The sequence below is a fragment of the Citrobacter sp. RHBSTW-00859 genome, assembly GCF_013729795.1.
Lineage (GTDB): Bacteria > Pseudomonadota > Gammaproteobacteria > Enterobacterales > Enterobacteriaceae > Citrobacter > Citrobacter braakii.
Window position 1 is genome coordinate 4,689,535 of sequence record NZ_CP056284.1, and the last position, 20,708, is coordinate 4,710,242.

A 20,708-nucleotide genomic window follows, 5' to 3' on the forward strand; every position below is an offset into this window, starting at 1 on the left:
TGAGCATGCAAGAAATCCTCAACAGCGACCAGCGTCTGGTCATTCTGCGCTCACTGGTGGAGTGCGGAGACAGTGCAAACGAATCCATTCTACAGACCTGCCTTCAGACTTACGGCCATCGGGTTTCCCGTGACACCGTCCGCACCCTCCTTGCGTGGCTACGTGAACAGGGACTCGTCACCCTGTCAGATGTCTCCGGGTGTTACGTCGCCGGCATCACAGGACGCGGTGAAGATGTGGCCTTCGGGCTGGCGACAGTCCCCGGCGTCAAAAAACCACGTGCGCGGGAGTGACAATGGAACGGGCCAGAATACTTCAAATGTTAATGACCTGCCGCCAGCAGGCGGAACAGTTGCGCCGCCTGTCAGGTCTGGCGGAGCGTCGGGAGTCCGGTGAAATCGGCATGTCAGCGAATGCGCTTTTTCAGGCCGCTGTGATTATCGAATCCCTTATCAGTGCAAATGAAAAAGCACTGGAAGGCATTGCGCGGCTGGACCGCTCTGAAACCCAGCTTATCGGAGAGCGTGATCAGGTCATCGCCGCACTGGACAGCATGTATGAGGCTGTAACCGGTGCGCCTCCGGAGTGGAGCACCGCATTTGGCTTTACGGATGCGATTAACGACGTGACAGAGCGTATTTTTGAACTGGAGAATATCAGCCATGCCTAAATCCCTTAAGCCACTGAGCAGCAGCCAGCGTGACATTATCCGGAAAATGGCCGCCATTCTCGTCTGTGCGGAAATTGAAGTCAGAGCCATTGCACCACAGTTTGAAAAATCGACGGGTAAAAAATACAACTCCGAATCCGCTGATTCGTATCTGAATACATTCCTCAACAACAACCCGGAATACAAACGCGTCTGGAAGCTGCTGCTGAAAGACAAATCCAGCGTTGAACGTGACTTCCTTGAACGTATGAGGAGGGAGAATGGCAAGTGAACGCCAGACGCGCGGACGACCTTCAAAGATTGATTTGCTCCCGGATGCGGTCCGGGAGCAACTGCATCAGATGCTGCGCGATAAACGACATACCCAGGAAGAAATCCGCGAAGCTATTAACGAGCTGATCAACGAATATAACCTCCCGGAGGACATGCAAATCAGTCGTACCGGTCTGAACCGCTACGCAAGCCGCATGGAAACGATGGGGTCAAAGATTCGCGCTTCCCGCGAGATGGCTGAAATATGGGCCTCAAAGCTTGGTTCTGCACCGACGTCAGATGTCGGGAAGTTACTGCTGGAGTTTGTTAAAACACTGGCTTTTGAAACCTCAATGGAAATGGCTGACAGCGATAAAACTGTCGAACCAAAGGCGCTGGGTCAGCTTGCTCTTGTTGCCCAGCGACTGGAAGCCGCTGCGATGGCAAGCCACAAACGCGAGAAAGAGATCCAGCAGGAGTTTGCAAAAAAAGCCGCTGCGGCCGCAGAGACCATAACCCGTTCAGCTGGTTTGTCGGCTGAGACTGCTGCCGATATCAAACGTCAGATTCTGGGGATTGCAGAATGACAACGATGACGCCGGACAGAACACTGACCAGTCAGTCTGCTGCCGCTATCCTGTCGGGTGAGTTCGACAAAAGCCAGCTGTTGCTTCCCTACCAGAAGCGGTGGATTGCTGACCCCTCTCAACTGAAGATTGCCGAGAAGTCGCGTCGTACCGGTCTGACCTGGGCAGAAGCGGCTGACGCAGCCCTGAACGGCTCAATGTCGGTGGAGGCCGGCGGGTGCGATACGTTCTACGTCGGTACGACGAAAGACATGGCTCGTGAGTTTATTGATGCCTGTGCGATGTGGGCGAAAGCCTATGACCGCGCCGCATCCGGCATTGGTGAAGAAGTGCTGAAGGATGAAGACAAAGACATCCTGGTCTATGTCATCCAGTTCGCCAGTGGCTATAAAATCAAGGCACTGTCGTCTAACCCGTCGAACCTGCGTGGTATGCAGGGTAACGTCATCATTGATGAGGCCGCATTCCAGGCTGACCTTGCAGCGGTACTCAAGGCGGCGCTGGCGCTGACAATGTGGGGGAATAATGTTCGCCTTATTTCCACCCACAACGGTATTGATAACCTGTTTAACACTATCATCACCGACAGCCGGGCCGGGAAAAAACGCTACTCTGTCCATCATGTCGATATTGAAACGGCCATTGCTGAGGGGCTGTATCAGCGCATCTGTCAGGTCACAAAAAAAGTCTGGTCTGTGGAGGCCGAAGCGGAATGGCTGGCTAACCTGCTGAGCGACACGGCTACGGAGGAAGATGCCCGCGAGGAATACTACTGCGAGCCGAAGAACGGCGGTGGCGTCTATATCGCACGTTCCCTGCGCGAACGCGCGGCCAGAGGTCCGACCGTTGTCCTGCGCTTCACCGGTACGGCTGATTTTAACGCGATGCCGGACGGGCTGCGCCGTGTGGACATGCAGGAATGGCTGGAGACGGTCGTACTTCCCGAACTGGAGAAACTGCCGCAGAACCTGCGCCACTGTCTGGGAGAAGACTTTGCACGTAACGGTGACCTGACCGTGTTTGCGCCGGTGACAGTCAACGATGACACGACGCGCAACGTCCCGTTCCTGGTGGAACTCAGCAATGTGCCATTTAAACAGCAGGAACAGGCGCTGTTTTATATCTGTGATCGTCTTCCCCGCCGCGACGGCATCAAGCTCGATGCGCGGGGTAACGGTCAGTATCTGGCAGAACAGGCGGCGGAAAAATACGGTGATGAAGTTGAGCAGGTGCAGCTTTCCGTCAAATACTACCGGGAAAACATGCCCCGGTTCCGTGCTGCATTCGAAGACAATGAGCTGGTACTGCCAAAGCATGAAGATGTGATCACCGACCTCGGCGCTATTCAGCTTTATCGCGGCGTACCGGGCATTGATGATGCACGCACTACCGGCACCGATGGCCGCAAGCGCCACGGTGACTCCGCTATCGCTATTTTTCTCGGTTTCCTCGCCAGTCGCGAGGACTGCCGGCGTTATGAAGTCCACAAGTTAAAGAAACCTTCCCGCCCCGATGAGCGTAATGAACACCGTCAGGTCCGCATCACACGGGGTCTTAAAAATCAGCGGGGATTACTCTGATGTTTAAACAACTAACCGTACTAACCGGAGCCGTTCGCCGGCTGCTCAGTCCTGCCACGGGGGAAGTTGTCACTGTGAACAAGGACGAACTGAAGCAGACGCAATCCGCAGCGGCGGTGATGAGTGTACGTTCCCCTTCGACAGGTATCAGCGTTGCCAGTACGCTGAGTCCCGGCAGGCTTGCGGGGATCTTACGTAATGCAGCCGATGGTCATGCGCGTGATTTCTTCATCATGGCGGAAGAACTGGAGGAACGTGACCTCCACTACGCCAGCGTTTTACGTACGCGCAAGCTGACGGTTTCCGGGATTGAACCTTCGGTGGAGGCCGGGAGCGATTCCCCGCGTGACGTGGAAATCGCAGATGATATCCGTAACCTCATGACGCAACCGCAGGTTCCCGAGCTGCTGTTCGATCTGCTGGACGGGCTTGGTAAAGGGGTTGGTGTCTGCGAAATCCTCTGGAATACCAGCACCACACACTGGAAACCCCGCGATTATGAATGGGTTGATCCGCGCTTTCTGATACCTGACCGGGAAACCCTGCGTGATTTCAGGCTACTGACGGACAGGAACCCTATTGATGGTGAGCCATTGTCGCCGGGGAAATTTATCGTCCATAAGCCCCGCCTGAAATCCGGCCTGCCCTTGCGTAACGGTCTGGCGCGTCTGGTGGCCGTCATGTATATGCTCAAGTCTTACACCGTCCGGGACTGGTGGGCGTTTGCTGAAAAATTTGGCATCCCGATTGTGGTAGGTAAATACGGCAACAATGCCAGCCCGGAACAAATCCAGACATTGCTGGATGCGATTGCATCACTGGCATCAGATGCCGGCTGCGCAATCCCCGATTCGATGAAACTGGAGATGCAGGAAGCGGCGAGCCGTAACAGCGGTGGCACTCTCTTTAAAGAGATGGCCGAATGGTGTGACGCGCAGATTAGTAAGGCCGTACTGGGGCAGACCATGACCACCGATGACGGCAGTTCACGTGCTCAGGCGGAAGTCCACAATGGTGTGCGTATGGACATCGCCAAATGGGATGCCTGGCAGTTATCCAACACTCTGTCTGAATTCCTTGTCCGTCCCTATGTGGATATGAATTACGGGCCACAGGAGCATTACCCCCGCGTCGTACTGCGCATCAGCAAACCGGAAGACCTTAAGGTACTGGTGGATGCACTGTCGCCACTGATTGACCGGGGTATGGAAGTTCAGATGTCAGAGATCCGTGACAAATTTGGGCTGTCTGAACCGGAGAAAGGCGCAAAAATTCTGACACCAACGGCGCAAATGACTAGCCCGCTACCGGCCATGAACCGTGAGCAGACCGCGCTTAACCGCAGCCAGCCTGACGTTCTTGATATGATGGTGGATGAAGCGATGAATGACTGGCAGCGTACCGGCGATGCGTTCACCAGTCCGGTGCTTGAGCTGGCAAAGAAATCTGACAGCTTTGAATCTTTTCTTGCTGGCCTGCCGGCGCTTCAGAAAGAACTTGATGCTGATGAGTTTGCGACGCAGCTGGCGATGCTCTGTTTTAAAGCCCGGTCGCTGGGAGATGTAAACGATGGCTAAGCCGGTCAGCGATAAATACAGCATTATTCCCCAGGAAGCACTGGCCTGGCTGAAGGCGAAAAAGCTGAAGCCGGGATTTGATTACCGCGATGTCTGGATGGAAGAACACAGCATCGGCTTTACTGTGGCAAAGATGACGCAGCTTGATTTGCTGGCGGACGTTCGCCAGCTCGTGGAGGACGCACTGGAGAGCGGCCAGACCTTTGAGCAATTTCGCGAGGTTCTTAAACCTATGCTGGTCAAACGTGGATGGTGGGGACAGCAACTGATGGATGATCCACTGACCGGTGAAACCCGTACTGTCCAGCTCGGCAGTGACCGCCGGATGCGCGTTATCTACGACACCAACATGCGGACAGCCCGCGCGGCGGGACAATGGCAGCGTATTGAACGGACCCAACGGGCAATGCCTTATCTTGTCTACACCGTCGGCCCCTCACGTGAGCACCGTGCGGAGCATCTGCGCTGGAAGGATGTCTGCCTGCCGGTGGATCATCCGTTCTGGCGAACACACATGGGGCCGAACGGCTGGGGATGCAAATGCGGTACACGGCAAATCAGCCGGTATGAGTATGAGCAGATGAAGGCCAACGGCACTATCAACACGGAAGCCCCTGAAGTGCGTACGGTCAGATGGGTTAACAAACGCACCGGCGAAGAAGAGACCATTCCGGAGGGGATTGATCCCGGCTGGGCGTACAACCCCGGAATCTCCCGCAGTCGCGAGCTGGATGAACAGCTACGCAGAAAACAGGACGCGTTTGACAGTCATTCGCCACAAAGATAAAAACCATCCCACAACGCGCGTGGCGGCATTAACGATTATTACGTCATGACGGCACGTGAAAAAATCGTTAAACGCGCCACAGCGTTTTTAAACGTGTTTTAAACGCGGTTTCATGCCGCGTTTACAGTGAAGCCGGTTAATCCACCTGCATCCCCGTTCCCCCCCACACTGTCCGGAAGTAAACAACGTGACCGGACAACACCATGAACCCGAACAATACGGAACTGCTGGCGCTCTGCTTTCAGCTTCCTGACCTTACCGATGATGCATTGCCGGAATGGCTGCCGATGATACCGGCGGGAACCTTTACAGGGCGTGATGGCCGTTCGTGGGTGAACAACAATCCGGAAGCCATCATTCGTGCCTCGATGGCTTATCCAAAGCTCCCGTTTGATATCGAGCACTCTACCGAACTGAAAGGCCCGAAAGGCGATGAAGCCCCGGCTTATGGCTGGATTGACGGCTATCGCGTCAGTGATGGCGTGGTGGAGGCGCACGTTGAATGGACTGATGACGGCATGGCGCAGCTGCGCGGCAAGAAGTACCTCTATTACAGTCCGGCCTTTCGGTTCACTGCGGACGGTCAGGTCACCCGCCTGTCCAGCGCCGCGCTGACCAACAAACCCAACCTTGATTTACCCGCACTCAACTCTGAGGAAAACACGATGACCGTACCTGTCCAGATTGTGACAGTGCTTGGCCTCGCGGCCACTGCCACAGCAGACGACGCAGTAAAAGCCATTCAGCAGATTAAGACCGCCGAGCAGGTGGCGCTTAACCGCGCTGAGAATCCTGACCTGACGAAGTTCATTCCGGTAGAGACCCACCAGTTAGCACTTAACCGTGCGGAAAGCGCTGAAAACAAACTCAATGAGATTGCCATCAAAGAATCAGAAGCACTGGTGGACAGCGCCATTGAGTCGGGGAAAGTCGCACCAGCCAACCGCGAAATGTATCTCGCCACCTGCCGCTCTGAAGAAGGTCGAAAGCGGTTTGCTGAATTCCTGAAAGCGGCACCGGTCATTGTCAGCAAGACCACGACGACCAAAAAAGAAAGCACCGAAGGTCACGCCTCGCTTTCTGACGAAGACCTCGCGATGTGCCGCCATATGGGCATCAGCGAAGAAGAATTCCTTTCCGTTCGTAAGCAGGAGAAATAATTCATGCAGGTATCCGCAGAAGTATTGCATGCCCTGACCACCGCACTGAGCGCCGCCTTTACCAAAGGTGTTGGTCGTGTCAATCCGCAGTATCGATCCATCGCCACGGTCATCCCCAGTTCCGGCGCGTCTAACACTTATGGCTGGGTTGAAGACTTCCCGACCATCAAAGAATGGATCGGGGCGCGTCAACTGAAAGAACTGGCTCAGGCCGGGTATGTCATTACCAACAAGACTTGGGAAAACTCGGTCAAGGTTAAGCGCGAAAAAATCGAGGACGATCAGATTGGTCAGTATTCCGTGATTGCTGAGCAGCTTGGCCGCGATACCACGATTTTCCCGGACAAGCTGTCGTTTGAGTTGCTGTGCAAAGGTTTCGATACGCTGTGCTGGGACGGTCAGTATTTCTTTGATACCGATCACCCTGTTGGTGCATCCACCAAATCGAACGTTGTGGGCGACCCGGCGACCGATACGGGTGAACCGTGGTTCCTGATTGATGCGACGCATGCGCTGCTGCCCATCATTTACCAGGAGCGTCGTCCGTTTAACTTCATCGCCCTCGATGACCTCACCAGTGAGCGGGTGTTCCTTCAGAACGAATTCGCCTACGGGACCGATGGCCGCAGCAACGTTGGCTTTGGTTTCTGGCAGACCTGTGTGGGATCAAAAGCCGCACTGAACAAAGCGAACTATGAAGCCGCGGTCTCCGCAATGATGGGCATCACTGATTCTAACGACGAACCACTGGGCATGAATCCGACATTGCTGGTCGTCGGTAAGAACAACCGTGGCGCGGCCAAAGCGCTGATTGAAGCGGTTACGGCTGATGGTGGTGGTTCAAATATCTATTACAAGGATGTTGACTTGATGGTTTCACCTTTCATCAAAAAAGCGTGACGTCATTACGTAAAAAATCACGTAACGCCGGATTAAGGAGGAGTTAATCCTCCTTTAAACCCACCCTGAATGAGGTTTAAAAAGTGAGTGGAAAAGTTAATAAGTCAGCCGCTGGTAAGACCGGAACCACTTCGGAAAAGAAAGACGACAAAGCAACGAAGGATACGTCTGTCCCGGCGCAACCGGCACCGGTGGCACCAGTTATTACTGATGACAGTCAGGCATCACAACCGACGGTTGCAGCTTCAGATGTCGCATCTGACCCGGAACCTGTACCCGGTGATAATGGAATAACGGTTATCCCGGCCACAGTCAGTCTTGTCACCATACCGGGTGAAAACACGGGTGATGACCTGAGAAAACATGTCTGGCGGGAAACGCTGGCCCATGACCATTCAGAGGCTGTTCGCATTGCTGAAAATGTCGTGGTGCTGGAGGTCCGCGCCATTCCGGAAAATGGCTTTCACCGGGCAGGCCGATTCTGGCCGCACGATACGGTGCATGTGTTTGTCAGCGATAACCCGGATGAACAGATTCTGGAAGATGCCGGAGGTAAGCCGCTGGAGGGTTGCGTGATCAGTACCGACACAGCCCTGCGTCTGAAGGCTGAAAAGATGCTGATTGTGACCGAGCTGGCGACCGTTACCGGGACTGAAGCCGACGCGGAGAGCAAATAATGGGCATCTACGTAACGCGTGAAGACCTGCTGGCAACCGATGGTGACCGCGTCTGGAACATGGCAATCAACAAAGAGACGCAGCAGCTTGACGAAGAAAAGATCCAGCGAGCGATTGATGACACTGATGCAGAAATTAATTCCTTTCTGGCAAAGCGTTATCAGTTGCCGCTGAACCTTCCGACCCTGCCGAGTCCGTTGCGCCGGGCGGCGGTCTCCATCGCGTTCTACTGGCTGTCTGAACGGGACCATCAGATCACCGATGAAATCCAGAAGCGTTACGACGAAGCCCTCCGCACCCTGCGTGAAATCGCCAACGGCACCCGTGACCTCGGTGTGCCGTCTGACACCCCGGTCCCTGAGACCGACACAGGAAAGCTGATCATCGTCAGTGAAAACCGTCGTCTGTTCACCCGTAACAACCTGAAAGGGGTGCTGTGATGGGAATTACTGTCGAGGTCAGAGGAGACCAGAAGTTTCAGGACATTCGCCGTGCGATTGAGCGACTGGCTGACCAGTCGCTGCAACAGGAGCTACTGGAGAGCATTGGCGCTGTGGTGGAGTCACAGACCCGCCGGCGCATCTCCAGCGAAAAATCCAGTCCTGCCGGCGAGAAATGGCAGGACTGGTCTGACAGCTACGCGAAAACCCGACACAGCAACCAGAGTCTGTTACAGGGCAACGGCGACCTGCTCGACAGTATCCAGTATGTGGTCAGCGGCTCTGTCGTTCGTGTGGGTACGCCACTTGATTATGGCCGGACGCATAACGAGGGTTTTTCCGGCTCGGTGTCTGTGTCAGCCCATAAGCGCCTCATCTCACAGGCATTTGGTCGGGCGCTTAAACACGGGGTATGGCAAACCGTGGGGGCGCATAAACGTATGTTAAACATCCCGCAGCGTGAATTCCTCGGCCTGTCCTCCGGGAACAGTCAGGAACTGCTGCACGTCATCGGGGATTTCTGGAATGAGGTTCTGCAATGAGTGAGCGTCCGGCATTTGTCACCCTGGGCAGCACGGTCAGTGCCGCCGAGAATATTGTTAACTGGCTGAAAGCTGAACTTGAGGGTGAAAATCAACCAGACCGGGTTGAAAAAGTGGAACGTCACATCGGTCAGTTTAACACCCCGGATCAGGTCAAAAGCTATATGTCCGGGCGCGGAGGCAGTATCCGTATTGCGGCCTTACGGGTCAGGAATATCCAGAACCGTCGCGGCATGACCGGCCTTGTGACCTGGGCGGCCTACATCATGATGGCTGATTCATGGGGATACCCGCGCGATGCCCGCTGTGAGGTTATTGCCGGACGCCTTGCCCGTCGTATCAGCTGTCGTGAAGCGGCTGCGGGCATGAAGGCTGAGCGTATGGCTGAGAACATCGCCGCTGAAAACCTCTGGTCGGGTGGCCTGGACAATCTCGGGATCACCATGTGGGCCGTTACATGGGAACAGGAATTCCGTCTTGATGATGAGATAGACCTGTCCACGCTGCCGGAATTCCTGCGACTGGGTGCAACCATTGTGGTGAACGGACAGCCGGTAAGCGATGAGCCGCAAATCATAAACGTAAGAGAAGGACAGACTGATGACAAAGAAAATGATTAAGCCATCACGGGCGGGCCTGCTCGTTCGTAAGGCTGATGGCAGTCACCTTGCCGCTGATGGCGAGACACTGCCGGTCAATGCGTACTGGCTGCGCCGTGAAAAAGAAGGCGATGTGAATATCACTGAGCCACCGAAGTCCCGCACATCTAAAACCGATAAGGAGGCATGATGTCCATCGGTAATATTCCTGATGATATTCGTGTCCCGCTGGTCTGGATCGATATCGATAACTCTATGGCGATGAGTGCCGCGCCGGCACAGTCCCGAAAAATTCTGGTTGTGGGTCAGCAGCTCGCCAGCGCGACTGCTTTACCGTTGACGCTGAATCGTATTACTGGCGACAGCATGGCCGATGAACTCTATGGCCGTGGCTCCATGCTGGGTGAAATGGCAAAGATGGTCCGTAAGGCCAACAGCTACACCGAGATGTATGCGATGGGACTGGAGGATATTGCCCAGGGCGCCGCAGCGAGTGCCACAGTCACGATGCTAGGCACCGCCACTCAGGCCGGTACGCTGGCACTGATGATCAATGGCGTGTCTGTCCAGGTCGGGGTCAGCATCGGTGATGAAGCGGCAACCATTGCTGGCAATATCATCACTGCGATTACCGCAAAGCCTGCCACTCAGGTCACCGCCACAGCAAAAGCTGAAGCTGCTGCAACGGTAGTGCTGACCGTGAAGTGGAAAGGTGTCACGGGAAATGACAGCGATGTGCGCCTGAACTATTACGCCGGAGAACAAACACCTGCCGGCATCAGTGCAACACTGACCGCCTTTTCGGGTGGCACGGGGACGCCGGATATTGAGGAGGTTGTTGCCGCTCTGGGGGATGACTGGTACACGGATATTATTTTCCCGTACACCGACACGCAGAGTCTGAACAGCATTCGTGACGAACTGGAAGAACGCTGGGGGCCGCTCAAGATGATGGAGGCGATTCTGTGGTCTGCTTATCGTGGTACGCATGCCCAGAGCGGTACATTCGGGCATACCCGCAATGACTGGCTGATTTCCTGTATTGGCACCAACATCGCACCAGAACCGTCATGGCTATGGGCCGCCAGCTACGGCGCAACGGCGGCATACCAGTTGGCCCTTGATCCTGCCCGTCCTCTCCAGACGCTGATCCTGACCGGTATCAAGCCGCCCGCTCGCGGTATCCGCTGGGATATGCCAGAGCGTAACCTGCTGCTGCATGACGGTATCGCCACGCACTTTGTTGATGCCGGAGATAACGTCTGTATTGAGCGCGAAATCACCATGTACCGCGTGAACCGCTATGGCGATACCGACATTTCATACCTCGATGTGCAGTCGCCGGCAACGCTTGGCCGCATCCGTTATGTCATCAAAAACCGCTTCACCAGCCGTTATCCGCGCCACAAGCTGGCGGATGATGACGTACTTGATTTGCTTGATGCCGGTCAGCCGGTGATGACACCGAAGATTGCGACCGCTGAACTGCTGGATATTGCACTGACTGAGCTTATCCCGGCTGGCTTGGTAGAAGACTTTGAGGACTACAAAGAAACGCTCGATGTCACTATCGACAGTAAAGATCCAAACCGTCTGAACTTTATCTGCCACCCGAACCTGGTGAATCAGTTGCGCGTTCTGGCCGGTCTCATCCAGTTCAAACTTTAAGGAGCCAGCATGGCAAACATTCTGGGTATGGCGGCGATTCGTATTAATGGCCGTGAAATCAAAACTGAAGGCAAATCCACCCTGAATCCGGGAGGCTATGCCCGCCAGCAACATATGGGCGGCGGTAAAGTCTGGGGTAATTCCCGCAAGATGGCGGCCCCCTCCATCAAGCTGACCATTGCTGCAGATCGCGATGTCGATGTGATTGAAATCAGTAACTGGGAGGACGTGACCGTCATGTTTTACGGTGACAACGGTCTCAACTACATGATGACCGGCGCGGCCACCGATAACCCGGCAGAACTGGACGAAGACGCGGGGACGGTCTCGGCTAACTTCATCGGCGTCAAGTGTGTGAAGGTGTAAGACATGGCTGAAATGACATTCACTCTGGTACATGGTCTGCGTACAGGCAAAGGCACTACCGACGAAATGCTTCACAAGGATGTGACGCTTCGCGAGCTGACATCACGGGATGTTATCGAATCACAACTGGCCTCAGAGCGCGTCGTGCTTGGGGATAATGGCAAGGCGGTTGCCTACTGCTCTGAGGTCATGATGGGGCTGGAGATGATGCGCCGGCAGATTAAGAATATTGGTGAAATCCCCGGCCCACTGGACATGAATCAAATTTATGCCCTGCATCCGGAAGATTTGAAGTTGCTGACTGAAAAGGGTCAGGCGATGGATGACATGCTGGGGGAGACTGCCGAACGGGGGCGACATGGTGCCGATGGCAGCGGCGCTCAATCTACTGCTGATTAACCTCTCTCAGCGTTTCGATGTTAACCGGCTTGAGCAACTGCCCCTGCGGCAGTTGCTTATTCAGGTCAGGCAACTGAGGAAGCAATATGACAAACCGCCTAAGCACTGAAATTCTGATTAACCTTGCCGGGAACCTGACGGCCAAAGCCCGCCAGTACGGCGCTAATATGAGCGAGTTTGCCAGCCGTAACCAGAAAGCAATGTCTGTTGTGAAGGCTGCGTCTGAATCTGCCGGACGTGGTCTGGATATGCTCAGTAATCGCTATACAACGATGATTGCCGGCCTTGCCAGCGGCGCAGCGCTGAGGGAATTTGCTAAAACAGATCGACAATTAACCGGGCTGGGTATTGCTGCCGGTAAAACTCGTGATGAGATGCGCAATATCTTTGATGGCATTCAGGAAACCGCCATCAAATTCCGGGTCGATGACTCGGAGGTGTTGGCGGCGCTGGAGAATGTCAACAAAACGACCGGCGATCTGGATTTTGGTATTCAGAATAAGGGCATGATAGCCGCTTCTATTGCTGCATCAGGCTCTCAGGGGGATTCGATTGGCGGACTGTTTTCTCAGTTCCCTAAATTTGGTCTTCAGACTGAAAAGCAGACGCTTGCAGCTATGGATACGTTAAACCTTCTGGGAAAAGAAGGCGCATTTGAGCTGAAAGACATTGCAGAAAAAGGCGTCAGAGCCTTCTCTATGTACTCCGCTGCTGGCGGGAGTGGCGTTAAGGGAGTCAAAGACGTAGGCGTTGTACTGGAATCTGCCATTGATGCCACAGGCAACCGTGATACAGCAGCCACGGCGACTGAAAACCTTATTCGTGATCTGCAGTTGCCAAAGGTTGTTGACACTCTCAAGAAGAAAGCAGGAATTAACGTATATGGCAAAGATGGAAAAATGCGTTCTCTTCCAGAAATTCTGGCTGAAGTAGCGAAATCATCTGGTAGCAAAGGATCGCAAGAGCAGAATGAAAGACTACTGAAAGCCGGTTTTAACCAGGACAGTATTTTACTTATCAGCAGTGTCACCTCTGGTAAAGGAGCAGAAAACCTCAAGCGATACCAGTCAGTAGTCGGAGATGGTACAGGCATCATGAAAGATGCTGAATATGCGGCGAAAGATTTTACTTCGGCGCTGACCAGCCTGAATGTTACCTGGAAGAAATTTTCTAACAGCAATCTTGCCGGACCGGTACAGGAACTGGCTGATGCCATCAATTCAGTAGATCAAAAGACGGTTCAGAACTGGCTTGAAGTCGGCAAGAAAATTGCCATTGCGACTGCCGGAGTCATTGCAGCACGTAAAGCATTTAAAATCGGTAAAGGTGCATGGGATTTTCTCCAGCCAGAAAAAGGAGGAAAAGGCATACCTAAAGGCGTCTCAGATGTTTTTGGCTCCGGTGTTATGCCCGTTTATGTCGTGAACATGGGCAAAGGTGGAATGGGTGGTCCTGGTGATTTAATTCCCGATGGAAAAGAACCTCGTAAACCCAATGGCCCAGGACGTCTTAGTGTTCCTGGAGGGATGATCGGAACATCTCTAATGATGGCCACAATTCCCTATCTTGATGATGATTCTTCACTGACCGATGACGACAAAGCTGGCATGGTTCAGTGGGCAAAGGATCGTGCTAAACGCAAAGCGAATGAGAAACCGGTTATTGACCCGCGCCCGTGGGCATCAATGACACCGGCAACGCCGTTTATCCCTGCGTCTGAAAATCCCCCGGCAGACAGACCGCGCCCTGAAACGAGTGACCATTCTTTGTTTGGTGTCATCGTTGATTTTCTGCGGGGCACTAACGCCGCAATAGAGAACAAAAATGCGCTTGATAAATCAGCACAGCCATCCGTTCCTCTGGCCCCGACAGTGAAAGAGATACAGGGTGAAATTCGTGTGATCCTTGAGGGGAATGGTCGCGTTAAAAATGTCTCCATGAACCAGTCTGATATAAAACTCAGCGCTTCTGCTGGCGTGAGCAGCGTGGGACAAGGCTAATGGGAAAAACACGATGGGAAGACCTGCGAGATGCTTCATTTCGGGGCGTATCCTTCTATCTGGTCGATAACGAAGGCACCAGTGGACGCCGTGCAATCCCCCGAGCCTACCCTAAAAAAGAAGTGGGCTGGACCGAGGATAACGGTGCTGTTCTGACCCAACAGCAAATCAACGGCAAGCTGATTGGCAAGGACTACCAGAGCCAACTGGAGGCGCTTCTGCACGTTCTGAACATGCCGGGACCTGGTGAACTAATCCATCCGTGGTTCGGCATTGAGAAAGTTCAGGTCGGCAAGGTGACGCACCGTCTGAGCACTGAGGAAGGCGGCATTGCCTATATCTCTTTTGAGGTATATGAGGCGGGTGAACGCCTGTTCCCTGCGCCGACAGAAAACACCAGCCTGACGGTACTCAGCGCAGCGGATAAGGTTAAAGCTGCCCTGGCTAATGGTGATGTCTTTGCCCTGCTGGATGGTCTTGGTGAGATGGCTGATACGTGGATGGACGACATGGAGAATCTGGTGGTGGGTGTGCTGACGCTACCCTCCGCGATCACAGAATGGACTGACCGCCTCGGACGCTTTCGCGGACTGATTGAGCTGGCCGTCGCGAAACCCGCCGGGTTTATCAATGATGTTCTGACCCTTGTCAGCGGTGTACGCGATACCGTGACCGAACCTTTGTGGTCAATGCGGGTTTATGATCAGCTCCGTAGCCGGTGGCAGGGAGAACAGTTTTCCGGTTCTTCATCTTCGCCGTGGTCGTCGCCGGCTTCGTCAACAAATACAAGTGACCGCGCGACAGCCGCTGCACTCCACCAGTTGCCCAAATACATGTCAGTCACACCAGGTTCAGTGACTGACGGAAAGTATGGTTTTGCCAGCAGCCTTCCGGACGTTGTCCCTGAGCTGACCGATGCCATGCAGGACAACATCACTCATTTCCGTCAGTTGATTGTCGTTGCCAGCCTAACTGGACAGGCAGAGACCGTTGCCAGCACCGATTTCAGAAGCAGTGAGGAAGCCATAAGTGCGGGTGACACGCTGGCTGAGCAACTGAATGAACAGGCTGTGTACGCCGTAGAAAACGGTCAGCGGGATTTGTGGCATGCCCTGCGTGAGCTGCGCTTTGCCGTCGTCAATGACGTGCGGGTCAGAAGCGCTCAGCTACCACAGACACGAACGGTCATTCTGACCACAACGTCCCCGGTATCTCTGATTGCATGGCGTGAAACCGGTAATACCGAGAACCGTGACGCCATCGCGTCAAGGAACCGATTGAAAGACCCGGCGTTCGTTCTTCCGGGTAAACCTGTCGAGGTAACAGATTGATGGAAATGGTTGTGCTTGAGGTTGACGGCCAGCAGTGGGACGGATGGACAGAGATGTCCATCACTTCCTCACTGGAGGCTGTTGCCGGCGAATTTGATCTCACTGTCACCACACAATGGTCAGAAGCATCACCGCGCGTGATTAAGCAGGGCATGCCCTGCATCGTCAGGCTGGGAAAAGATACGGTTCTGACGGGGTATATTGATGATTTCATTCCCAGCTATGACGCAGAAAACATGAGTATTCGCGTTATGGGGCGGGATAAAACCGGCGATCTCGTTGACAGCTCAGTGGTGCATAAATCCGGCCAGTGGAAAGGTGTTCGACTGGAGCAACTGGCAGTGGAAATCTGCAAACCCTATGGCATCAGTGTTATCAGTGAAACTGACACTGGTGAAACCTTCGGTAGCGTGGTGCTTGAACAGGGAGAGACCGCCTTCGATCTTCTTGACCGCCTGGCTAAACAACGCGGCGTTCTGCTGACTGCTGATGGTCTGGGTAATCTGATCATCACCCGTGCATCAACAAAGCGTGCCGGCGTTCCTCTGATATTTGGAACCAATATTCTTGCAGCCCGCGGCCGGTTCAGCTGGCGTGAGAGAAACAGCCAGTACATCGTGAAAGGCACCTCCAGTGCGGGTGGGAGCACGTGGGACGATCAGCCTGTCAAAGTGATTGGAGGACGTCAGACCATCGTTGATGATGGTGATATCAACCGTTACCGCCCGAAAATTCTGGTCAATGAAGACAGCCTGACCGTCGGAGGCGCAAGTACACGCGGTGAATGGTACAAAGCGCGGATGATGGGCGAAGCCAACAGCACCGAAATTACACTGGCAGGATGGCGAGAGAATGGCGATGAAGGCCCGTTATGGCAGAAAAACAGGCGCGTTGATATTGATGACCCGGTACAGAACCTGAAGGACTCATGGCTGATTAAAACCGTCACGTTTACTGAAGGTGATAACGGACGTCTCTGCGTTCTGACGCTGGTTCCCCCTGAGTCGATGGATATGCCTGAAACCAGTGCGAAAAAAGCAGGCAAGAAAGGCAAGAGATCAAAGGCAAAAACGGAGGAAACATGGGACTGAATCCGGCAAATATCGGTCGCATACTTGAAGGTATTGGACGCCGGCTGCGATTGCTCGTTGACAGGGCCGTTGTTCGTATCGTTACAGACAGTCTCGGGCGTCAGAACCTCCAGATCCAGTCTCTGGCGGATTCCACCAATGATGATGTTGAACGTTTCCAGAACTACGGCCTGACGTCTGTGCCGCCAGTCGGTTCAGAAGCACTCATTCTGGCAGTGGGGGGACGCCGGGAAGGTCTGGTGGCAATCGCTGTTGAAGACAAGCGCTGTCGTCCAAAAGGTCTGGAAAATGGAGAGGTCAGGTTATATCACGGTGATGGTCAGTCTTATATCACCCTGAAAAAAGGTGGTCTTATCGACGTTAAAGGGAAATCGGTTAATTACGATGCCGGCGAATTGTTTGCGATAAATACAAAATTATTAAAAGTTAACGGCCCATCTGAATTTTCAAAGGATATTCAGGTCGCCGGAAAATCTGTTCTTGAGCATTTCCATATTGACGGGGATGGCAAAAAAACATCGGAGATGAAATGACAATTGGTATCAGCTGGAATAATCAGCTATCCAGAGGTGAACTGACCATTAACCATGATGGTTTATCGCGTGATGAAGGACTGGTCACTCTGGTTCTGATTTGTCTTTTCACCGACGTCCGTGCTGATACTGATGACATTATTCCTGATAGCTCATCGGACCCGCGAGGCTGGCCCGGCGACACCTTCAGTGATTACCCGTGGGGATCGAAACTCTGGTTGCTGGATCGCGAGAAGCTGACGGAATCCGTCAGAATGCGGGTGGAAGATTATGCACTGCTTTCTATGCAACCGCTTTTACGGTCTGGTTATGCGCGTAATGCAGCAGTCACAGCCACTATAAGCGGCAATGACCGAATTAATTTTATTGTCATTTTAACCCGCCCGGATAAAACGACGCTCCGGATTGAAATAAGTAAACGCTGGGAGTTCACTGCTAATGCCTTATAACGTTCCCGCGCTACGCAAGCTTATTACTGACGGCGAAAAAGATATTGCCTTTGAACTGGGGCTGCAAAAACTTCCGCCAGTAGGCGTTGAGAAAGCTCTAAATACCTCATTCAGCAATCAGGTTCGTGATTTATACGACCATCAGAGCTGGATTAAAGACCAGATTATTCCGTCCGTTAAATCTGATGATGAAACCATCATTGAGACTGCGGCCAGCGAAGGCGTCATCAGAAAACAGGCCACGTTTGCTACGGGACCGGCTGTATTTAAAGGGAATACACCTCTGCCGGATGATACGGAGATGCAAACCGCTACCGGTATTGTTTATGCCGTGACGACTTCCGGCGTTCCTGTAGATGGGGTCATGACTGTAACCATTCAGGCCAGCGATGCCGGCGCGTCAGGAAACCTTCCGGAAGGTGAAAGCCTGACCCTGATGTCCCCCGTTCCCGGCGTGGAGAGCATTGGTTTAACGGGAACGGGCGGCATCATCGGTGGTGCAGATATTGAGCCAGTTCCAGAATTGCTTGACCGGCTTTTATTCCGTAAACGCAATCCCCCTGTTGGTGGGGCTGTGCATGACTATGTCATCTGGGCACGAGAAATGGCTGGTGTCAGTCGGGCGTGGGCATTTGATGCCTGGCATGGCCCCTGCACAATCGGACTGGCATGGGTTTATGACGATCGTTCAGTGATTACCCCCGAATATCAGGACCGGAAAAATATGGAAGATTACCTTTTCCGTCATACCGACCCGGCGACTGGCGTATGGGTTGGTAAACCTGGAGGAATAGAAGTCTGGCCCGTTGAACTGGTGCTCCGTCCCGTCAATATGGTTATCGACATAACACCGGATACGTCTGCCACGCGTAAAGCTGTCCAGTCCCGCCTGCTGACGCTTCAGAAGACGCTGCTACCTGGGCAGACGTTACCCATTTCAGCAATCAGGACTGCTATCGGCACAGCATCTGGCGTGACCGATTACACACTGGATCTGACTGCTGACATTCCCTGCGATCAGAATGAACTTATTACTATCGGGGAACTGACATGGCACACAGCGTAGATGAATGGCTGGGTGCTTTATGGCAGATCATGCCACGTGGCAAAGCGTGGTCACGCGATGAGGATGGTGATTTAAACCTTTTTTTACGGGCGTTAGCCAGGCGTTTAAGTCAGACGGAATTTGATGCAGAAAATCTGCTACCGGAGATGCGGCCAGAAACAACATTTATGCTTCTGGAAGAATGGGAGGAATACCTTGAACTGCCGGAGTGTGGGCAGTTAAGCGGTACTGTAGAAGATCGACGTCGTGCTGTCGTGGAGAAGTATCACCGCAAAGGTGGCCTTTCCCCGTGGCAGATTGAAGCGGTGGCTGTCGCGCTTGGATTTACTATCCGGGTTACTGTCATTCTGCCTCACCATTGCATGCGTAGCTGCATGTATCCCCTTTATCCAGCCCGTTATCGCTGGACGTTACAGATTGATGTGATCGGTATAAGCGGCGGACGTTTTACCTGTATCGATAACGTCATGACACCGCTTCTGAGTGAACGGGCAAGAGAACTGGAGTGTGTGCTGACAAAATACCGTCTCGGCGGCACAGCATACGAATATTATTATTCTTCAGGAGATAACTGATGTATCACGTAGATAATTCGACCGGTGTTCCGGTTATGCCACTACCGTCTCCTATCACCAGTGAGACAGAGCTTTTCTTTACTGAAGGTGGTAATGGAGTTCCTCCGACATATCCCGGCCCGGACTGGTTTAATGCCATTCAAAGTGAGCTGCTTAATATTATCAGGGCCGCTGGGCTTGATCCGGACAAAATGGACAACACGCAGATTCTCGCCGCTCTCAAGAAACTGTTTCTGAGCCGCTCCAATCCATTTGGCGACATTAAAACAGATGGTGCGGCGGCAATAGCTACGGCTCTATCAAACCTTGGATTAACAAACCCCAATGGCCGAGTGGGACGTATGCTAGCCGCGCCGAAGATTTTCACGTCGTCAGGAATATACACGCCAACACCAGGCACAAAATCAATTTTTGTTGAGGTGCAGGGTGCAGGTGGCCCTGGGGGGAATGCAACAAACGGGACTGGCACAGCCGCATCATCAGGTTCAGGTGGTGGAGCCGGGGGTTATGCTTCATCCTGGCTTGACATTGTGCCTGCTTCTGCATCTGTAATTGTCGGGGCGGGAGGTTCAGGTGGCGGGGCCGGGGGGAATTCTTCTTTTAATGCCACGATAATGGCCACTGGTGGTAGTGCAGGGGTGAGTAATGCAGTCAACGGCGGGAATTCATACTCAGGCCATGCCAGGGGGGGCTTGGGTGGAACATCGTCTGGTGGAACAATAAATGGAAGTGGTGGTGCAGGGTTTCCCGCGCTAATCACTCAGGGTATTCCATCGGGTGGAAATGGTAGCGCATCGCACTTCAGCGGTAATACACTTTCAGCCGGAGCCGCAGGCGGTCAGGGGCTGGATGGATTACTTGGTTCAGGTGGATCAGGAGGGGCGCAGGCCATCGGTGGTGGCGGTTACGGCGGTGGGAAAGGTGGCGACGGCATCGTGATTGTATGGGAGTACGCATAATGAATAATTACGCGATAGTTAAGAATAATATCGTTATCAATTTAATTGTCTGGGACGGAATTGCCGAGTTTTCACCAGATGTTGGCGAGGTGATCATTGCGCCGGATGGTGTAGTTATCGGCTGGGGTTATGAGAATGGAGAATTCATTGCACCACCCATTGTTCAGCACGCAATGACAGTTGATGAAGCTGAGCAACAAAAGGTTTCCCTTACAAATGCTGCCCAGCAATCAATTTCTCTGCTGCAAACAAAACTGCTAATGGGGCGTACGCTGACATCAGTGGAAAAGGGAAAAGTAAACGCAATACTGGATTATATTGATGAGTTGGAATCAGTTGACACATCGACAGCCCCAGATATTGAATGGCCTGCCCCCCCGGGAGATCAGGCCAGTTAACATCCGGCACAATGGCGGCATCGACTACCTTCACTACACCGGATGTACTTCATGCATATCGAGTAACGTCATTATTGACTGTGCTGCAGCACAGTCAGATAT

At 53.4% G+C, this 20,708-nt stretch carries 26 protein-coding genes; all 26 read left to right on the top strand.

Going from position 1 to position 20,708, the window contains the following annotated elements:
• The first annotated feature begins 5 nt into the window (after positions 1-5).
• The 26 genes from HV302_RS23530 (at position 6) to HV302_RS23655 (ending at position 20,606) form a co-directional block, all read left to right on the top strand.
• A complete protein-coding gene (locus HV302_RS23530; protein ID WP_016239612.1) occupies positions 6-293 on the top strand; it encodes a VpaChn25_0724 family phage protein in 288 nt (95 codons plus the stop codon).
• A 26-nt stretch (positions 294-319) separates the two neighbouring features.
• Complete coding sequence (locus tag HV302_RS23535) at positions 320-670, top strand: hypothetical protein (RefSeq protein ID WP_249415193.1); 351 nt, start codon at positions 320-322, stop codon at positions 668-670.
• On the top strand, positions 663-941 hold the full coding sequence (locus tag HV302_RS23540) for a hypothetical protein (RefSeq protein WP_181533143.1): 279 nt from the start codon (positions 663-665) through the stop codon (positions 939-941). Before HV302_RS23535 ends, HV302_RS23540 begins: the two co-directional genes overlap by 8 nt.
• Positions 931-1,509 carry a DUF3486 family protein gene (locus HV302_RS23545; RefSeq protein WP_016239609.1) on the top strand — a complete coding sequence of 193 codons (579 nt, stop codon included), beginning with the start codon at positions 931-933 and terminating at the stop codon, positions 1,507-1,509. The genes HV302_RS23540 and HV302_RS23545 overlap by 11 nt, the downstream gene beginning before the upstream one ends.
• Positions 1,506-3,089: a terminase large subunit domain-containing protein gene (locus tag HV302_RS23550; protein WP_181626635.1), complete on the top strand. Its 1,584-nt coding sequence runs from the start codon at positions 1,506-1,508 to the stop codon at positions 3,087-3,089. The genes HV302_RS23545 and HV302_RS23550 overlap by 4 nt, the downstream gene beginning before the upstream one ends.
• The gene (locus HV302_RS23555) at positions 3,089-4,666 is read left to right on the top strand and encodes a DUF935 domain-containing protein (protein ID WP_181626636.1); all 1,578 of its coding nucleotides are present in this window, start codon (positions 3,089-3,091) and stop codon (positions 4,664-4,666) included. The genes HV302_RS23550 and HV302_RS23555 overlap by 1 nt, the downstream gene beginning before the upstream one ends.
• A complete protein-coding gene (locus tag HV302_RS23560) occupies positions 4,659-5,453 on the top strand; it encodes a phage head morphogenesis protein (RefSeq protein ID WP_016239606.1) in 795 nt (264 codons plus the stop codon). The genes HV302_RS23555 and HV302_RS23560 overlap by 8 nt, the downstream gene beginning before the upstream one ends.
• 203 nt (positions 5,454-5,656) lie before the next feature.
• On the top strand, positions 5,657-6,613 hold the full coding sequence (locus HV302_RS23565) for a phage protease (RefSeq protein WP_181626637.1): 957 nt from the start codon (positions 5,657-5,659) through the stop codon (positions 6,611-6,613).
• 3 nt (positions 6,614-6,616) lie between these two features.
• Positions 6,617-7,513, top strand: a complete 897-nt coding sequence (locus tag HV302_RS23570; RefSeq protein ID WP_181626638.1) for a Mu-like prophage major head subunit gpT family protein — start codon at positions 6,617-6,619, stop codon at positions 7,511-7,513.
• An 83-nt stretch (positions 7,514-7,596) separates the two neighbouring features.
• Positions 7,597-8,190, top strand: a complete 594-nt coding sequence (locus tag HV302_RS23575) for a hypothetical protein (RefSeq protein ID WP_181626639.1) — start codon at positions 7,597-7,599, stop codon at positions 8,188-8,190.
• Positions 8,190-8,630 (top strand): gp436 family protein, encoded by a 441-nt coding sequence (locus tag HV302_RS23580; RefSeq protein WP_058587163.1) that lies wholly within the window; start codon positions 8,190-8,192, stop codon positions 8,628-8,630. Before HV302_RS23575 ends, HV302_RS23580 begins: the two co-directional genes overlap by 1 nt.
• A complete protein-coding gene (locus HV302_RS23585; RefSeq protein WP_016239601.1) occupies positions 8,630-9,172 on the top strand; it encodes a phage virion morphogenesis protein in 543 nt (180 codons plus the stop codon). The genes HV302_RS23580 and HV302_RS23585 overlap by 1 nt, the downstream gene beginning before the upstream one ends.
• Positions 9,169-9,792, top strand: coding sequence for a hypothetical protein (locus HV302_RS23590; protein WP_181626640.1), 624 nt, complete (start codon positions 9,169-9,171; stop codon positions 9,790-9,792). Before HV302_RS23585 ends, HV302_RS23590 begins: the two co-directional genes overlap by 4 nt.
• Positions 9,773-9,961: a DUF2635 domain-containing protein gene (locus HV302_RS23595; RefSeq protein ID WP_044712104.1), complete on the top strand. Its 189-nt coding sequence runs from the start codon at positions 9,773-9,775 to the stop codon at positions 9,959-9,961. The genes HV302_RS23590 and HV302_RS23595 overlap by 20 nt, the downstream gene beginning before the upstream one ends.
• A complete protein-coding gene (locus HV302_RS23600; protein WP_181627490.1) occupies positions 9,961-11,439 on the top strand; it encodes a phage tail sheath subtilisin-like domain-containing protein in 1,479 nt (492 codons plus the stop codon). The genes HV302_RS23595 and HV302_RS23600 overlap by 1 nt, the downstream gene beginning before the upstream one ends.
• Positions 11,440-11,448: 9 nt before the next feature.
• A complete protein-coding gene (locus HV302_RS23605; RefSeq protein WP_016239597.1) occupies positions 11,449-11,805 on the top strand; it encodes a phage tail tube protein in 357 nt (118 codons plus the stop codon).
• 3 nt (positions 11,806-11,808) lie between these two features.
• Positions 11,809-12,204 carry a phage tail assembly protein gene (locus HV302_RS23610; protein ID WP_181626641.1) on the top strand — a complete coding sequence of 132 codons (396 nt, stop codon included), beginning with the start codon at positions 11,809-11,811 and terminating at the stop codon, positions 12,202-12,204.
• A gap of 86 nt (positions 12,205-12,290) precedes the next feature.
• A complete protein-coding gene (locus HV302_RS23615; protein ID WP_181626642.1) occupies positions 12,291-14,204 on the top strand; it encodes a phage tail tape measure protein in 1,914 nt (637 codons plus the stop codon).
• Positions 14,204-15,535, top strand: coding sequence for a DNA circularization protein (locus HV302_RS23620; protein WP_181626643.1), 1,332 nt, complete (start codon positions 14,204-14,206; stop codon positions 15,533-15,535). The genes HV302_RS23615 and HV302_RS23620 overlap by 1 nt, the downstream gene beginning before the upstream one ends.
• Positions 15,535-16,626, top strand: coding sequence for a phage baseplate assembly protein (locus HV302_RS23625; RefSeq protein WP_016239593.1), 1,092 nt, complete (start codon positions 15,535-15,537; stop codon positions 16,624-16,626). Before HV302_RS23620 ends, HV302_RS23625 begins: the two co-directional genes overlap by 1 nt.
• Complete coding sequence (locus HV302_RS23630) at positions 16,617-17,159, top strand: phage baseplate assembly protein V (protein ID WP_181626644.1); 543 nt, start codon at positions 16,617-16,619, stop codon at positions 17,157-17,159. The genes HV302_RS23625 and HV302_RS23630 overlap by 10 nt, the downstream gene beginning before the upstream one ends.
• Complete coding sequence (locus HV302_RS23635; protein WP_086538983.1) at positions 17,156-17,608, top strand: phage GP46 family protein; 453 nt, start codon at positions 17,156-17,158, stop codon at positions 17,606-17,608. The genes HV302_RS23630 and HV302_RS23635 overlap by 4 nt, the downstream gene beginning before the upstream one ends.
• Positions 17,598-18,674, top strand: a complete 1,077-nt coding sequence (locus HV302_RS23640) for a baseplate J/gp47 family protein (protein WP_181626645.1) — start codon at positions 17,598-17,600, stop codon at positions 18,672-18,674. Before HV302_RS23635 ends, HV302_RS23640 begins: the two co-directional genes overlap by 11 nt.
• Positions 18,659-19,249, top strand: coding sequence for a putative phage tail protein (locus HV302_RS23645; protein ID WP_181626646.1), 591 nt, complete (start codon positions 18,659-18,661; stop codon positions 19,247-19,249). Before HV302_RS23640 ends, HV302_RS23645 begins: the two co-directional genes overlap by 16 nt.
• Positions 19,249-20,208, top strand: a complete 960-nt coding sequence (locus tag HV302_RS28430; RefSeq protein WP_326928736.1) for a carbohydrate kinase — start codon at positions 19,249-19,251, stop codon at positions 20,206-20,208. Before HV302_RS23645 ends, HV302_RS28430 begins: the two co-directional genes overlap by 1 nt.
• Complete coding sequence (locus HV302_RS23655) at positions 20,208-20,606, top strand: tail fiber assembly protein (protein WP_181626647.1); 399 nt, start codon at positions 20,208-20,210, stop codon at positions 20,604-20,606. The genes HV302_RS28430 and HV302_RS23655 overlap by 1 nt, the downstream gene beginning before the upstream one ends.
• Positions 20,607-20,708: the final 102 nt, after the last annotated feature.